General features: G+C 59.8%; 13 protein-coding genes. 8 read left to right on the top strand and 5 right to left on the bottom strand.

Annotated features, from left to right (window positions below):
* Window positions 1-193: 193 nt before the first annotated feature.
* Window positions 194-799, bottom strand: a complete 606-nt coding sequence (locus ACE4QZ_RS08315; RefSeq protein WP_010952338.1) for an outer membrane beta-barrel protein — start codon at window positions 797-799, stop codon at window positions 194-196.
* 129 nt (window positions 800-928) lie between these two features.
* On the opposite strand from ACE4QZ_RS08315, the gene ACE4QZ_RS08310 reads away from it, so the two are divergent.
* Window positions 929-1720 carry a dienelactone hydrolase family protein gene (locus tag ACE4QZ_RS08310; protein ID WP_021783309.1) on the top strand — a complete coding sequence of 264 codons (792 nt, stop codon included), beginning with the start codon at window positions 929-931 and terminating at the stop codon, window positions 1718-1720.
* Window positions 1721-1966: 246 nt separating this feature from the next.
* Window positions 1967-2668 (top strand): 4'-phosphopantetheinyl transferase, encoded by a 702-nt coding sequence (locus ACE4QZ_RS08305; RefSeq protein ID WP_021783308.1) that lies wholly within the window; start codon window positions 1967-1969, stop codon window positions 2666-2668.
* A 3-nt stretch (window positions 2669-2671) separates the two neighbouring features.
* On the opposite strand, the gene ACE4QZ_RS08300 is transcribed toward ACE4QZ_RS08305, so the two are convergent.
* The gene (locus ACE4QZ_RS08300) at window positions 2672-4279 is read right to left on the bottom strand and encodes an ATP-binding protein (protein WP_021783307.1); all 1608 of its coding nucleotides are present in this window, start codon (window positions 4277-4279) and stop codon (window positions 2672-2674) included.
* Window positions 4276-4974: a response regulator transcription factor gene (locus ACE4QZ_RS08295; RefSeq protein ID WP_103444803.1), complete on the bottom strand. Its 699-nt coding sequence runs from the start codon at window positions 4972-4974 to the stop codon at window positions 4276-4278. The genes ACE4QZ_RS08300 and ACE4QZ_RS08295 overlap by 4 nt, the downstream gene beginning before the upstream one ends.
* A gap of 940 nt (window positions 4975-5914) precedes the next feature.
* On the opposite strand from ACE4QZ_RS08295, the gene ACE4QZ_RS08290 reads away from it, so the two are divergent.
* The 3 genes from ACE4QZ_RS08290 to ACE4QZ_RS08280 all read left to right on the top strand — a co-directional run bounded on the left by ACE4QZ_RS08290 (window position 5915) and on the right by ACE4QZ_RS08280 (window position 10756).
* Complete coding sequence (locus ACE4QZ_RS08290; RefSeq protein ID WP_021783305.1) at window positions 5915-8794, top strand: ribonucleoside-diphosphate reductase subunit alpha; 2880 nt, start codon at window positions 5915-5917, stop codon at window positions 8792-8794.
* A gap of 138 nt (window positions 8795-8932) precedes the next feature.
* Window positions 8933-9064, top strand: coding sequence for a hypothetical protein (locus ACE4QZ_RS08285; protein WP_003254821.1), 132 nt, complete (start codon window positions 8933-8935; stop codon window positions 9062-9064).
* Between the two features lie 441 nt (window positions 9065-9505).
* A complete protein-coding gene (locus tag ACE4QZ_RS08280; RefSeq protein WP_003254823.1) occupies window positions 9506-10756 on the top strand; it encodes a ribonucleotide-diphosphate reductase subunit beta in 1251 nt (416 codons plus the stop codon).
* Window positions 10757-10898: 142 nt separating this feature from the next.
* Here the strand turns inward: ACE4QZ_RS08280 and ACE4QZ_RS08275 are convergent, their stop codons facing one another.
* On the bottom strand, window positions 10899-11177 hold the full coding sequence (locus ACE4QZ_RS08275; RefSeq protein ID WP_146257882.1) for a helix-turn-helix domain-containing protein: 279 nt from the start codon (window positions 11175-11177) through the stop codon (window positions 10899-10901).
* 50 nt (window positions 11178-11227) lie between these two features.
* Here ACE4QZ_RS08275 and ACE4QZ_RS08270 point away from each other — a divergent pair, with 50 nt between their 5' ends.
* Window positions 11228-11830: a hypothetical protein gene (locus tag ACE4QZ_RS08270; RefSeq protein WP_103462102.1), complete on the top strand. Its 603-nt coding sequence runs from the start codon at window positions 11228-11230 to the stop codon at window positions 11828-11830.
* 182 nt (window positions 11831-12012) lie between these two features.
* Here the strand turns inward: ACE4QZ_RS08270 and ACE4QZ_RS08265 are convergent.
* Window positions 12013-13163 (bottom strand): IS3 family transposase gene (locus tag ACE4QZ_RS08265; protein WP_087535084.1). Its coding sequence is split into 2 segments (ribosomal slippage): window positions 12013-12929 and window positions 12929-13163, totalling 1152 coding nucleotides; the frame shifts between segments, so codons are not numbered across the junction.
* Between ACE4QZ_RS08265 and tnpB the strand changes: the two genes are divergently transcribed.
* Window positions 13136-13393: an IS66 family insertion sequence element accessory protein TnpB gene (tnpB, locus tag ACE4QZ_RS08260; protein ID WP_410480455.1), complete on the top strand. Its 258-nt coding sequence runs from the start codon at window positions 13136-13138 to the stop codon at window positions 13391-13393. The two genes, ACE4QZ_RS08265 and tnpB, sit on opposite strands and share 28 nt — an antisense overlap.
* Window positions 13394-13411: 18 nt before the next feature.
* Complete coding sequence (locus ACE4QZ_RS08255; protein WP_029885958.1) at window positions 13412-14944, top strand: IS66-like element ISPpu13 family transposase; 1533 nt, start codon at window positions 13412-13414, stop codon at window positions 14942-14944.
* The last annotated feature ends 4 nt before the right edge of the window (window positions 14945-14948 follow it).

Below are 14948 nucleotides of genomic sequence, written 5' to 3'. Positions count from 1 at the left end.
GCAGCTCCTTATGTGTATTGCCTGTACCGGCCCTTTCGCGGGCACGCCCGCTCCCACAGCAATCGCACCGTTTCTGAAACTTGTGCAGCACCTGTGAAGCCAAAGGCACTGCACGGTTTCTGAGGTTTGTGCAGCGCCTGTGGGAGCGGGCGTGCCCGCGAAGAGGCCAGTACAGGATAACGCGGCTCGTCCGTCAGAACTTGTATGAAGCAGCCAGGTAGGTCTGGGCGCTGCTGGTCAGACGCAGGGTGCCGTCCTTCGGCCCGCCATGTGCGCCCACCTCGGTCGCGGCATTGGTGCGCAGGTAACGGTAGCCCAGTTCGACCGAGGCCTTGTCGGTGATGTCCTGGATCACACCGGCCTGCAGACCGTAGGCATAACCGTAGTCAGTATCCCGGCTGGCGCCGGGCGAGTCCTGGGTGAGCTTGGTCACACCCAGGCTGCCCCCACCGAACAGCTTGGTGGTATCGCCCACCGGCAGAAACAAATCGTAGCTGCCCAGCAGGTTTTCCTGGCGCAACTTCAGGCCACTGTGGTCACCCGAGACGTTGTCATAAGTCATGTAGTAGCGGCCCTGGTCGTTGATCTTGCCCAGACGCACACCCCAGGTATCGTCCTTGCCGATAATACCGTCGGCATTGAGGTGGTCGGTGTTACGTTGCAGCAGGCCGGACTTGCGGACTTTGTCGCTGGTCTGGCCGTAGGTGAGGCTGGCGAAGTTGTCGTCCGCGGCCTGGGCGGTGGTGATGCCAGCGGCACAAACGGCCATGGCGGCAAGCAGGGTATTGAAGGTTTTCATGGCTGGGTACTCCAGTTGGGTGCGCTGTTTCGGTCTGGAAGCTAGAGTAATCAGGGCACCCTGAACCGCGACTGAACCCTGGCTGAACCCCGGCTGAACGAACCGACAGCAAAACAAGGAGTAGTGAACATGCGAGCCCTGCTGGCCCTGACCCTGATGTGCAGCGCCGCCCTCGCCCAAGCGGCGGTAGTGACCCGTGAGATTCCTTATCAGGACGACGATGGCAACCGCCTCGTCGGCTACTACGCCTACGATGATGCGCTGGACGGCAAACGCCCAGGCATCGTTGTGGTGCATGAATGGTGGGGCCTGAACGACTATGCCAAGCGCCGCGCGAGAGATCTTGCCGCCCTGGGCTACAAAGCGCTGGCCATCGACATGTATGGCGATGGCAAGCACACCGAGCACCCGCAGGATGCCCAGGCATTCATGGCCGAAGCGATGAAGGACCCGGCCGCAGCCGCAGCGCGCTTCGACGCGGGCCTGGACCTGTTGAAAAAGCAGCCGAATGTGAACAAGCATCAACTGGGCGCTGTCGGCTACTGTTTTGGCGGTAAGGTGGTGCTCGATGCCGCACGTCGTGGAGAGAAACTGGACGGCGTGGTGAGTTTCCATGGCGCGTTGTCCACCAAAACGCCGGCCAAGCCTGGCGTAGTGCGCGCGGACATCCTGGTTGAACATGGCGCTGCGGACAGCATGGTCACCCAACAGCAGGTGGACGCGTTCAAGGCGGAAATGGATGCGGCCAAGGTCAACTACCAGTTCGTCAACATTGAAGGGGCCAAGCACGGCTTCACCAACCCCGATGCCGATCGGCTGAGCCATGGTGAGCATGGGGGGCCGGACATTGGCTATAACAAGGCAGCGGACGAGCGTTCCTGGGCGGATATGCAGGCGTTCTTCAAGAAGGTGTTCAAATAAAAGATTGTGCAATCGTTGTGGCAGCAACTGTCTTGCTCAATGTCTAAAAGCTGGCGCGATCTGTGTGGGAGCGGGCTTGCCCGCGAACACGGGCGAAGCCCGTGCCATCCACCGCGGTGATTCTTCGCGGGTAAACCCGCTCCCACACGGATCACGCTGTGATCTGCGCCATGTTTTCATGGCTGCGCTAAGTCATCCTGCCACGCCACCTCCCTTAGCGCTTGCACAGCTGGCACAATAACCGCCATGAACACACTTCCCGCCTGCTGCGCCCCGCTCCAGCACCACTGGCCCCTGCCCCACCCATTGCCCGGCGCGGTGCTGGTCAGTTGCGCCTTCGACCCTGCCCACTTGGCCGCCGACGACTTCCAGCGCGCTGGCGTACTGCCCAGTGCCAGCCTGCTGCGCTCGGTGACTAAGCGCCAGGCCGAGTACCTGGCCGGTCGCGTATGTGCCCGTGCCGCGCTGCAGCACCTGGACGGCCGCGACTACGTGCCCGGCACCCACGAAGACCGCTCGCCCATCTGGCCTGCCGGTATTCATGGCTCGATCACACACGGCAAGGGCTGGGCCGCCGCGGTGGTCGCCGGCGAAAAAAGCTGCCAAGGTCTGGGCCTGGATCAGGAAGCCTTGCTGGATGACGAACGCGCCGAGCGGCTGATGGGCGAAATCCTCACCCCGGCAGAACTGGAGCGCTTGGACCGCCGCCAGCTTGGGCTTACGGTCACCCTGACGTTCTCGCTGAAGGAAAGCTTGTTCAAGACCCTGTACCCACTGACGCGCCAACGCTTCTACTTCGAACACGCAGAAGTGCTCGACTGGTCCGCAGAAGGGCTGGCGCGCTTGCGCCTGCTCACCGACCTGTCACCGCAGTGGCAGCAAGGCGCAGAGCTGCAAGGCCAGTTCTGCCAGCAGGACGGCCACCTGCTGAGCCTGGTCAGCGTCTGACCTTTACAGCGGTGCCTGCTGCCTTGGCCAGTTCAGGCTGAAGCAGGCTCCGCCCAACACCTCGCTGCGGCCCACTGTGGCGCGGCCCGCGTGCCAGTAGATGATCCGCCGTACGATCGACAGGCCCAGGCCATGCCCGCCCGAGGCACGGGTACGGCTGTCATCGAGGCGGGTGAAGGGCGTGAAAATGCGGTCCCAGAACCCCTCGGGGATCCCCGGGCCGTCATCCTCCACATCGATGCGGCAACGTTGCTGGCCCAGCTGATAACTCAAGCGCACTTCGCTCTCGGCATGGCGCATGGCATTGCCGACAAGGTTCTGCAGGGCACGGTGCAAGTAGCGCGGCTCGGCCTCGACCCAGGCGCCTTCGGCATCCGCGCCCTGGCAGTCACCGCGCACCACCCGCACCTCGGCACGCAAAGGTGCCAGCTCTTCGATCACCCGATCGAACAAAGCATCCAGATCGACCCGCTGGAACTTCAAGGCCGGTGCGCCCTGCTCCAGGCGGGCGTAGGTCAGCATCTCGTCTACCAGCTTGTCGAGGTCCTGGATATCACCGTCCATGCCCGCCAGGTGCTTTGCCCGCGCCTGTTCATTCGTGGCGCTTTCGATCATCTCCAGGCCAAAGCGCAGGCGCGCCACCGGCGTGCGCAGCTCGTGGGACACCGCTCGCACCAGCTCGCGCTGCATGGTCAGCGAACGCTGCAGGTGCTCGGCCATGCCATTGAAGGCAGCAGCCAGGCGCCCCACCGAGTCGGCGTCGCCGGCCGGCACGCGGGTGTCCAGGCTGCCCTGGGCGATGCGCGTGGCAGCAATCTCCAGGCCTGACACACGACGCTCCAGCTGACGCACCAGCAGGTAGACCACCAGGCCGATCAGGCACAGCCCCAGGAAGGCAATCAGGATCAGCAACTGCGGCGGGTAAGGGTTGAGCTGGTACAGCGGGCCGATTTCCAGTACCCATGGCGAGCCCGTCAGCCCGGCGAAGACACGGATCGAGTCACCATCCTTGCCCAGCGCCATCACCGTGTCCCCCTCCTCCACCCGGCGCCGCTGGTCATCGTCCAGGCCGACCCGCTCGATACGTTGCAAGGCGACACCAAAGCCGAAGCCTTTTTCCTGCTTGATCTGTGCCAGGCGCTGCTGCTGTTCGGTTACCGGGTAGCGCACCAGCTCGTCGGCCAGTAAATAGAGGGTGGCCCGCGCCAGCTGCTCGCTGATCTGTTTGATCTGCGCGACCAGCATCAGGTCTTCCTGGCCCACCTTGCGCAGCACTTGCGCCGCATGCGGGCCAATCTTCTCGACCACCACCAGGCCACGGTACAGGCGCGCCCGCTGGCTGCCGTCAAGGCTGCGTGCGCTCAGCGGCTGCAGCGCCAACGGCACGCCAAGCAGGCGCTCCCAGATCAGCAGCGAACGCTTGCGTTGGGTTTCATTCTGCACTGCCAGGTTGTCGGCCATCAGGCTGAAAGTGCCCTGGGCCAGGCTCTCCCGATGCTGGGCAGCGCGCACTTCATTGACCAGGTGCAGGCTAAGCACGCCAAGCAAGGCTACCAGCACCAGCACGGCCAGCATGCCGCCGTAGATGCGCAGAAAGATCGAATTGTTCATGGTGCCTCGCCGACGAACAGGTAGCCTTTACTGCGCAGGGTCTTGATCAACCGCGGCTGAAGCGGGTCATCGCCGATCTTGGGGCGGATTTTCGAGATGCGGATGTCGATGGAACGGTCCTGGCCGTCGTAGCCCACGCCACGCAGTGCGGTGAAGATCTGTTCGCGGGTCAGCACCCGGCCAGCGTTGCTGGCCAACAGCCAGAGTAGGTCGAATTCGGCGCCGGTCAGCTCGATCAACTGCTCGCCCAGGTGCGCCTCGCGCAGGCGGTTGTCGATACGCAGCGCACCAAAGGCCAGGTCCTGGCGCTTGCTATCCACGGTTTCGCTACGGCGCAGCAGAGCCTGGATACGTGCCAGCAGCAAGCGTGGGCGCACGGGTTTGCAGACGTAGTCGTCGGCCCCCAGGTCCAGGCCCTGAACCTGGTCGAGTTCATCACTGCGCGCGGTGAGCATGAGGATCGGCCCGGGGTATTGGGTACGCACCCGGCGGCAGATGCTCAGGCCATCCTCGCCGGGGAGCATCAGGTCGAGGATGACCAGGTCGGGCTGGCTGTCGATGATGCGCCTCGCGGCACGTGCGCCATCGGCCTCCACCGCGACCTCGAAACCATTGGCCTGCAGGTATTCGGCAGTGAGCTCGGCGAGGCGCTGGTCGTCTTCCACGATGAGGATGCGGGGTATGGGGTGGTCCATGGCTTTGGCCTTGTTGTTCTTGGGATCGTGTCAGGGCAGCTGAGAGTATGAATGTAGATGGGTGGGGCCTGCGAGATCGAGCGCCGCCCGCGCGGCGCATCGCGAGCTGCGCTCGCTCCTACGTTTGTTTCGGGCCAATCATTCCTGTGGGATTTGCGCGCGAACGCCTTGGCGTACGGCGCGATATCGTGTCGTACACACAAAGCGGTCGCGCGCGCCTGTAACAGGCGTAACTGGCCAGAAACAAACGTAGGAGCGAGCGCAGCTCGCGATGCGCCGCGCGGGCGGCGCTCAATCTCACAGGCACCCAGATCTTCAACCATGCCCTACCGCCCCCTCAACTGAACCGTTTTTTGTGACAGGGTTCGCGCCCGAAAAAAACTGCCCAAGGCCGTCACGTTGCAGAAAAATACTGCAAACCACTTGGCACAAGGCCTACAGCGAATACCCACCATTCACTCACAAAGTACGCACACGTTATCCACAGGCGATCGCCTTGCAAAGCCCCCAATACCGCATTATCTTGTATCCCGATCGCAGCGAACCACTAGATATAGGGGTTCGTGCAAAATCACACACAAAAGTCAACCCGCAAGATCAAGCGATTTTCCGGGCGGAACTTGAAGTGATTTCAGCAGCCAAACCGCTCCTGCGGAGGCGACCGAGGCAAGCCCCTCCAGGGTCTTGTTCGGGCATGGGTGTTGCAGGCCAGGCCTGGCATCCATCAGCAACAGATTTTGGGCTCCGCCCAGAACCTTTGACTTCGGCCAGGGAGCGGCAAGCCATTGCCCCTTATTCCTGAGTCTGTCCCGAAGTCGGTACGCCCGTGCGGGCGGATGCGCATGCATTGCGCATCCCCGCGGGGCCATCGAGCAAGTGGACGGAACGGTGGGCGCCCTAGGGCGCCTGAACAATATAGAAATTGTGGAGACACCCACCCATGCAAACCGACACAACTCGCGAGAACCCGCAGGCCCAGGTGCCGCAGGCCGCCGATTCCAACCCGGATCTGGCTGCCACCGCCCCTGGCCAACTGCGCGTGATCAAGCGCAACGGCACTGTCGTCCCTTACACCGACGACAAGATCACCGTGGCCATCACCAAGGCGTTCCTCGCAGTTGAAGGCGGTACCGCCGCCGCCTCGTCGCGCATCCACGACACCGTCGCGCGCCTGACCGAGCAGGTTACCGCTACGTTCAAGCGTCGCATGCCATCGGGTGGCACCATCCACATCGAAGAAATCCAGGACCAGGTCGAACTGGCCCTGATGCGCGCCGGTGAGCAGAAAGTCGCCCGCGACTACGTGATCTACCGTGACCAGCGCGCCAAGGAGCGTGCCACCCGCGCCAACACCGACGCCGTGGTCGAACCGCACCCAAGCATCCGCATCACCCTGGCTGACGGCAGCCTGGCGCCGCTCGACATGGCCCGCCTGAACACCATCATCAGCGAAGCCTGCGAAGGCCTGGCCGAAGTCGATGGCGACCTGATCCAGCGCGAAACCCTGAAGAACCTGTACGACGGCGTAGCCATCAAGGACGTCAACACCGCCCTGGTAATGACCGCCCGTACCCTGGTCGAGCGCGAGCCGAACTACTCGTTCGTTACCGCACGCCTGCTGATGGACACCCTGCGCGCCGAAGGCCTGGGCTTCCTGAATGTAGCCGACAGCGCCACCCACCACGAGATGGCCGACCTGTACGCCAAGGCCCTGCCGGCCTATGTCGCCAAAGGCATCGAGTTCGAGCTGCTGAACCCGGCCATGGCCGACTTCGACCTGGAAAAACTGGGCAAGGCGATCAACCACGAGCGCGACCAGCAGTTCACCTACCTGGGCCTGCAGACCCTGTACGACCGCTACTTCATCCACAAGGATGGCGTGCGCTTCGAGCTGCCGCAGGTGTTCTTCATGCGTGTGGCCATGGGCCTGGCGCTGGAAGAAAAAGACAAGGAAGCCCGTGCGATCGAGTTCTACAACCTGTTGTCGTCGTTCGACTACATGGCCTCGACCCCGACCCTGTTCAACGCCGGAACCCTGCGCCCGCAGCTGTCCAGCTGCTACCTGACCACCGTGCCGGACGACCTGTCGGGCATCTACCACGCGATCCACGACAACGCCATGCTGTCGAAATTCGCCGGTGGCCTGGGCAACGACTGGACCCCTGTGCGCGCACTGGGCTCGTACATCAAGGGCACCAACGGCAAGTCGCAGGGCGTCGTACCGTTCCTGAAAGTGGTCAACGACACCGCCGTAGCAGTCAACCAGGGCGGCAAGCGCAAAGGCGCCGTGTGTGCGTACCTGGAAACCTGGCACCTGGACATCGAAGAGTTCATCGAGCTGCGCAAGAACACCGGTGATGACCGCCGTCGTACCCACGACATGAACACCGCCAACTGGATCCCTGACCTGTTCATGAAGCGTGTCTTCGATGACGGCAAGTGGACCCTGTTCTCGCCTTCGGAAGTGCCAGACCTGCACGACCTGACCGGCAAGGCCTTCGAAGAGCGCTACGAGTACTACGAAGCCCTGACCGAGTACAACAAGATCAAGGTGTTCAAGACCGTCCAGGCCAAAGACCTGTGGCGCAAGATGCTGTCGATGCTGTTCGAGACCGGCCACCCATGGCTGACCTTCAAAGACCCGTGCAACCTGCGTTCGCCGCAGCAGCACGTGGGCGTGGTCCACAGCTCGAACCTGTGCACCGAGATCACCCTGAACACCAACAAGGACGAGATCGCGGTCTGCAACCTGGGCTCGATCAACCTGCCGAACCACATCGTCGACGGCAAGCTGGACACCGCCAAGCTGCAACGCACCGTGAACACCGCCGTGCGCATGCTCGACAACGTGATCGACATCAACTACTACTCGGTGCCGCAAGCGCGTAACTCGAACTTCAAGCACCGTCCGGTCGGCCTGGGCATCATGGGCTTCCAGGATGCGCTGTACCTGCAGCACATTCCTTACGGCTCCGATGCTGCCGTCGAATTTGCCGACAAGTCGATGGAAGCGGTCAGCTACTACGCCATCCAGGCTTCCTGCGACCTGGCCGATGAACGCGGCGCCTACGAGACCTTCCAGGGTTCGCTGTGGTCCAAGGGCATTCTGCCGCTGGATTCGCAACAGATCCTGATCGAGGCCCGTGGCCAGAAGTACATCGACGTCAACCTGGAAGAAACCCTGGACTGGGCGCCGGTACGTGCCCGCGTACAGAAAGGTATTCGTAACTCGAACATCATGGCCATCGCACCAACCGCGACCATCGCCAACATCACCGGCGTGTCGCAGTCGATCGAGCCTACCTACCAGAACCTGTACGTGAAGTCGAACCTGTCGGGCGAATTCACCGTGATCAACCCGTACCTGGTTCGCGACCTCAAGGCCCGCGACCTGTGGGACTCGGTCATGATCAACGACCTGAAGTACTACGACGGTTCGGTACAGCAGATCGAGCGTATCCCGCAAGAGCTGAAAGACCTGTACGCCACTGCGTTCGAAGTCGAGACCAAGTGGATTGTCGACGCGGCTTCCCGTCGCCAGAAGTGGATCGACCAGGCTCAGTCGCTGAACCTGTACATCGCCGGCGCCTCGGGCAAGAAGCTGGACGTGACCTACCGCATGGCCTGGTACCGTGGCCTGAAAACCACCTACTACCTCCGTGCCCTGGCCGCGACCAGCACCGAGAAGTCGACCATCAACACCGGCAAGCTCAACGCCGTTTCCAGCGGTGGCGACAGCGCCCCGGTCCAGGCAGCCGGCCCTGCGCCAGTGCCGAAGGCCTGCGCGATCGACGAGCCTGACTGCGAAGCCTGCCAGTAAGGCCTGAATGCCGCGCGGGGTGCCCAACGGTGCCTCGCGCGGCATTTTTGTATCCGCGCCTCAGAGAAACCTTGCCCTTTGCCCACTGTTCACGCAGCTCGGTAAAAGAACAGGACCTCTCAAAAAGGATGTAAGCCCATGGCGCGGAAAAAACTGGCATCTCGCAAGATTGGTCGCAACGCAGAAACCGGCCGTTTCACCTCGGTGGAACAGGCACGCAAGCACCCCAAGACACACATTGTCGAAACGCTGTATACCCACCGTAGCTAGTGGTAGCTGGCCTCATCGCCGGCAAGCCCGCGGTGAGGCCGGTTTCGCCAACGCAGCCCTCAAGAAACACCATATGATGTGCCTTGAAATTTAAACTGGCACAACATATAGGTTGGCGCTACACTCTCCCCCCGTAGAAGAAGCCACCTGTTTCGTGAACGGACGCACGCCAAACCGGTCGAAAAAGTTACCCTCGCCGGCAACACCCGCGCCCCGATCGAAGGTGAATTCCGGTATACTTTGCGCCCTCTGAAAAGAGCACCTATTCAATTGTCCTGGCCCCTCCCAGAGGTCTGGCCAGGTACAAGCCAGAACACATTCAGATGTAAACGAGAGTCAGCCTCTCGAGCTGTCCATTCGCCGTTACGGCCTTGCGTCAGGCATCACATTCTTTAAATCCAACCGGTTGCCTCTGGGCGACCCTCAAGCAGGAGCCAAACCATGCTGAGCTGGGACGAATTCGACAAAGAAGACGGCGAAGTAGCCGCCAAAGGCAACACCCCTGCGCAGGCCGCTGCCGCCGCCACCCTCGACAAGCTCGACAGCGCCGGTGGTGCCGCCGCCCTGGAGGCCCGTGCGGCCACCGCTTCTGACTCCGAAGCCGTCAAACGTGCAAAGGCTGCCCTCGACGCCCTCGACGTTGCCGAAGGCCTGGCCGAGCTGGAAGGCTCCTCGGCCCGCGTTGCAGTAGATGAAAAGCGCATGATCAACTGCCGCGCCGACCTCAACCAGCTGGTACCGTTCAAGTACGACTGGGCCTGGCAGAAGTACCTGGACGGCTGCGCCAACCACTGGATGCCGCAAGAGGTCAACATGACCGCCGACATCGCCCTGTGGAAGAGCCAGGACGGCCTGACCGAAGACGAGCGCCGCATCGTCATGCGCAACCTCGGCTTCTTCTCCACCGCCGACTCGCTGGTTGCCAACAACCTGGCCCTGGCCGTGTACCGCCTGATCACCAACCCGGAGTGCCGCCAGTACATCCTGCGCCAGGCCTTCGAAGAGGCGATCCACACGCACGCCTACCAGTACTGCATCGAGTCGCTGGGCATGGATGAAGGCGAGATCTTCAACATGTACCACGAGATCCCGTCGGTCGCTAAAAAAGCCGCCTGGGGCCTGAAGTACACCCGCGCCATCTCCGACCCGGAATTCAACACCGGCACCGTCGAAACCGACAAAGAGCTGCTGCGCAACCTGATCGCCTACTACTGCGTACTGGAAGGCATCTTCTTCTACTGCGGCTTCACCCAGATCCTGTCCATGGGCCGCCGCAACAAGATGACCGGCGTCGCCGAGCAGTTCCAGTACATCCTGCGTGACGAGTCGATGCACCTGAACTTCGGTATCGACGTGATCAACCAGATCAAGATCGAAAACCCGCACCTGTGGGATGCGGCGATGAAGGAAGAAGCGACCCAGATGATCCTGCAAGGGACCCAGCTGGAGATCGAATACGCCCGTGACACCATGCCACGCGGCGTGCTGGGCATGAACGCGGCGATGATGGAGGACTACCTCAAGTTCATTGCCAACCGTCGTTTGACCCAGATTGGTTTGAAGGAAGAGTATCCGGGGACTACCAACCCGTTCCCATGGATGAGCGAGATCATGGACTTGAAGAAAGAGAAGAACTTCTTTGAGACGCGTGTGATCGAGTATCAGACTGGTGGGGCGTTGAGCTGGGATTGATCTCCAAAGGGCCTTATTTTTCAGCGAGAACCGAACGAATTTCAGATTTTCCGAATTCTCGCACCAAATAAGCGCATTAAATGAAAAAAGCCACCTGAGCCGCAAAGGCCAAGGTGGCTTTTTCGTATAAGCCGAAGAACGACTAAACCCCTACCTGCTTCAGCGCTCTGATTTCATCCCGGATTTTTGCAAGAAGCTCATCTACATCGCCCTCCTGACCGACCTGCATCAAGACAATCAGGGTCGCAGGATTCACTCCTAGTCGCTCCGCAAATTCTTCCATTTTTTCGATCGTTGGACTGCGAATGCCACGCTCAATTGTGGAAACGAATGATTGGCTCGCCCCCAACTGCTCTTGTGCGATCTCTTTTCGTACCCGCACCTCCCTTAGCGCGGAGCCAAAAGCCAACTTGCGTTCCATCTGGTTACCCACAAAAGGAACGATAAAGCCCTGATGCGGACTCAAACGCTATGCTGCATACAGCATATATGAGAAAATTCGTTGTACTCCTAAATAACCAGTACGACCCCACTCCGTTTTCGTTTCGATTGAGGTTTCAAGCCGTGTTTGTTTCAGATCCCCAGGAAGAGGTCATCACTCTTATAGGCAAGGTCGACCCCAGCCACAAGAGTTGGCCTAGAGTTGATACAAGCGAAACCTTCTTCCAGGTTCATACTAAGCAACAAGGGGACCCCAAGCTCACCTTCGGCGTTATATTGCTGGCCACCCCGCGGGCGCTCCTAGATTTTCTGGAATGCTGTCAACGGGATGAGCAAATACGAATTGTACAAATTATTATATCAACCCCTCCTCATGCTAACCGGTCCAGGAAATGGCGCACCGAGGCACTCGCCAAACTAGAGGTAGGCTTCGGTGACAATGAAGTGCCAAACTCGATCATCTACCACACGATTGGCGATACCTACTATGAGGATCGTGTGTACGGAAAGCGCAAAACCCTAGGTCAACCAGCATTAAAGACAGTATACAAAGCGCGCGCAAGACGCTCGCCAGCTCAAGGAAAAATTAACAAGCTGCAGCCATTAGCTAGCAAAAGCAGTGTCCAAGGCTGAAACGTACAACGCTTGAAATACTTTTCAGAACTCGCACTATTTTTGCTTGCGCACGGGCCACACCCTTCCCCACTAGGCCGATGAGTTTTTCAACATGAGAATCACTTAAACAGCATTAAGAAGATCAATTAGGTAACCCGGGTGCGACAGATTAAGTCGCACTCTGAATCGCCCCTGGTTTTCTAGACACTCTCCAAGCTCAGGAAATAGCGTTTCTCATACTCTACTGGAGACAGCTGCATAGCACTGCTGTGTCGGCGTTTAGGGTTATAGAACATCTCGATGTAATCGAAAATATCACTTCGGGCTTCTTCACGGGTTGTGTAGATCTTTCGTCGGATTCGCTCTCGCTTCAAAAGCTGGAAAAAGCTCTCGGCTACGGCATTGTCGTGGCAGTTTCCCCGCCGGCTCATGCTGCTGATTACATTGTTGGCCTTCAAAAAGCTTTTCCAATCCGAGCTACTGAACTGACTACCTTGATCTGAGTGAATCATAACTTGCTGCTGAGGCTTGCGTCGCCAAACAGCCATCAACATCGCGTCGATAGCCAGGTCGCTGCACATCCTTGGCTTCATTGACCAACCAATTACTTGGCGTGAGAACAAATCCAGCACTACCGCGAGGTAGAGCCACCCTTCATAGGTGCGGATGTAAGTGATATCTGTCACCCAGACCTTGTTCGGCTCACTTACCTTGAACTGCCGCGCGAGGTGGTTGGGCGAGGCCACTGTTGGTTTTCCACCATAGAACCCTGGACGCCGCCGATAGCCCGTTTGAGAACGCAGCCCCTCCGCCTGCATCAAGCGCCTGACTCGATTTCGGCCGCATTCCTCTCCCAGCTCACGCAGGTCATCGTGAATTTTGCGGTAGCCGTATACACCTCCGCTTTCCAGCCAAGCGTGTTTGATCAAGCCAAGCAGACGTTGATCTTCTTTTGCTCGGGCAGATTGAGGCTCGGCCAGCCAGGCGTAATAGCCGCTGGGGTGCACCTTGAGGGTTTGGCAAAGGCGCCGCACCGGGTAATCAGTCGAGTGCTTCTTGATGAAGGCGTACTTCAGCCGCACTCCTTGGCAAAGTACGCGGCGGCCTTTTTTAAGATGTCTCGCTCTTCCGTCACGCGCTTGAGTTCAGCGCGTAGCTTGCGCAGTTCGGCCTGCTGATCGTCGTCTTGCTGACGCTGCTCTTGGGGCTTGCTGTAGACCTTGATCCAGGCGTAAAGACTGTGCACGGACATGCCCAGGCGCTGGGCGACATCGGCGACAGGTTTGCCTTTCTCGGTCACTTGCTTGACCGCTTCGATCTTGAATTCTTCGGGGTAACGCTGACGACTCATGGCACCTCCTATTTGGGCCTCATTATGAGGCTTGGAGGTGTCTACGAAACCAGGGGCGATTCATCTGCCTCTGGCTCAAACGCCTGGAGTCCGAACGTTTCAAAACTTCACCTGATCCGACTGACGTCGCCATTGTCCTGACCGTTCAGGAACTGAACTGGCTACTCGATGGCTTCGACCTCTGGCGCAACCGTCCGCATCAGGTTTTGACGCCTCGATACGTCGCCTGATTCGGTATAATCCGCGGCATGATTTCCATGCCCGAAAACCTCCCTGACGATCCTGTTCTGCTCAAGCAACTGCTTGAGCAGATGATCCACGAGCGCGCGTCCGACAAGGGCAAGATCGTTCATCTCGAAGAGGAAGTTGCGCTGTTGCGCCAGCGCTTGTTCGGGCGCAAGACCGAGCAGACTGGCGATACGGCGACACCACAGTTGCCACTCTTCGACGAAGCGGAAAGCCTGGCCGAGCCCTTGGATGAGGCTGACGACGAAGAAGTCGTTGCGCCAACCAAACGCCGTGGCAAGCGCAAGCCGCTGCCAGCTGATTTGCCGCGTATCGAAGTTGTCCACGAACTGCCCGAGCATGAACTGACCTGCGCTTGTGGCTGCCGTAAACATGCCATCGGTGAAGAAGTCAGCGAACAACTTGAAATCGTCCCGATGCAGATTCGCGTCATCAAACATGTTCGCAAGGTGTACGGCTGCCGGGACTGCGAGTCAGCGCCCGTAACGGCGGACAAGCCCGCCCAGATGATCGAGAAAAGCATGGCCAGCCCGAGTGTGCTGGCCATGCTGCTGACCACCAAATACGTAGACGGCTTGCCGCTTCACCGCTTCGAAAAAGTGCTGGGGCGTCACGGTATCGATATCCCGCGCCAGACCCTGGCACGCTGGGTGATTCAATGCAGCGAGCACTTTCAGCCGCTGCTGAATCTGATGCGCGAAAGCCTGTTGAACAGTCGGATCATCCACTGTGATGAAACACGTGTGCAGGTGTTGAAAGAGCCTGGTCGTGAGCCCAGCAGCCAATCCTGGATGTGGGTGCAAACCGGCGGCCCACCTGATCGCCCGGTGATCCTTTTCGACTACGCCACCAGCCGAGCGCAGGAGGTGCCGGTGCGCCTGCTGGACGGCTATCGCGGCTATGTCATGACCGACGACTACGCCGGTTACAACGCGCTGGCCGCACAGGACGGGCTGGAGCGATTGGGCTGCTGGGCGCACGCGCGCCGCAAGTTCGTCGAAGCGCAGAAAGTACAGCCCAAGGGCAAAACAGGACGCGCTGACATCGCATTGAACCTGATCAATAAGCTCTATGGCGTCGAGCGCGACTTGAAGGACAGTGACGACGAAGATCGTAAGGTTGCCCGCATGGAGCGCAGCCTGCCATTGCTGACTCAGCTGAAAAACTGGGTAGAGAAAACGCAACCTCAGGTCACGACGCAGAATGCCTTGGGCAAGGCCATCGGTTACTTGGCCAGCAACTGGAGCAAATTGGAACGCTACGTCGAGCACGGCTACTTGCCGATGGACAACAACGCGGCCGAGCGTGCGATCCGCCCGTTTGTCATCGGGAGAAAGAACTGGTTGTTCAGTGACACGCCCAAAGGTGCCACTGCCAGCGCACAACTTTACAGCTTGGTAGAAACGGCCAAAGCCAACGGCCAAGAACCCTATGCGTGGCTGCGCCACGCACTGGAACGCCTGCCGCAGGCGTGCTCAGTCGAAGACTACGAAGCGCTACTGCCATGGAATTGCACACCTCACATACACAGCTAGGTGC

The organism is Pseudomonas sp. DCA-1, from assembly GCF_046523955.1.
In the GTDB taxonomy this organism is placed as follows: Bacteria; Pseudomonadota; Gammaproteobacteria; order Pseudomonadales; family Pseudomonadaceae; genus Aquipseudomonas; species Aquipseudomonas putida_Y.
Note: the sequence above shows the minus strand (reverse complement) of the source record. Positions and strands in the feature narration are given on the sequence as shown.

What these genes read in the sequence shown, in the direction of transcription:
- ACE4QZ_RS08285 (WP_003254821.1), top strand. Translation starts at nt 8,933, where the DNA reads ATGGCGCGGAAAAAACTGGCATCTCGCAAGATTGGTCGCAACGCAGAA.
- ACE4QZ_RS08310 (WP_021783309.1), top strand. Translation starts at nt 929, where the DNA reads ATGCGAGCCCTGCTGGCCCTGACCCTGATGTGCAGCGCCGCCCTCGCC.
- ACE4QZ_RS08275 (WP_146257882.1), bottom strand. Translation starts at nt 11,177, where the DNA reads ATGGAACGCAAGTTGGCTTTTGGCTCCGCGCTAAGGGAGGTGCGGGTA.
- ACE4QZ_RS08255 (WP_029885958.1), top strand. Translation starts at nt 13,412, where the DNA reads ATGATTTCCATGCCCGAAAACCTCCCTGACGATCCTGTTCTGCTCAAG.
- ACE4QZ_RS08315 (WP_010952338.1), bottom strand. Translation starts at nt 799, where the DNA reads ATGAAAACCTTCAATACCCTGCTTGCCGCCATGGCCGTTTGTGCCGCT.
- ACE4QZ_RS08290 (WP_021783305.1), top strand. Translation starts at nt 5,915, where the DNA reads ATGCAAACCGACACAACTCGCGAGAACCCGCAGGCCCAGGTGCCGCAG.
- ACE4QZ_RS08305 (WP_021783308.1), top strand. Translation starts at nt 1,967, where the DNA reads ATGAACACACTTCCCGCCTGCTGCGCCCCGCTCCAGCACCACTGGCCC.
- ACE4QZ_RS08300 (WP_021783307.1), bottom strand. Translation starts at nt 4,279, where the DNA reads ATGAACAATTCGATCTTTCTGCGCATCTACGGCGGCATGCTGGCCGTG.
- ACE4QZ_RS08280 (WP_003254823.1), top strand. Translation starts at nt 9,506, where the DNA reads ATGCTGAGCTGGGACGAATTCGACAAAGAAGACGGCGAAGTAGCCGCC.
- ACE4QZ_RS08295 (WP_103444803.1), bottom strand. Translation starts at nt 4,974, where the DNA reads ATGGACCACCCCATACCCCGCATCCTCATCGTGGAAGACGACCAGCGC.
- ACE4QZ_RS08270 (WP_103462102.1), top strand. Translation starts at nt 11,228, where the DNA reads ATGCTGCATACAGCATATATGAGAAAATTCGTTGTACTCCTAAATAAC.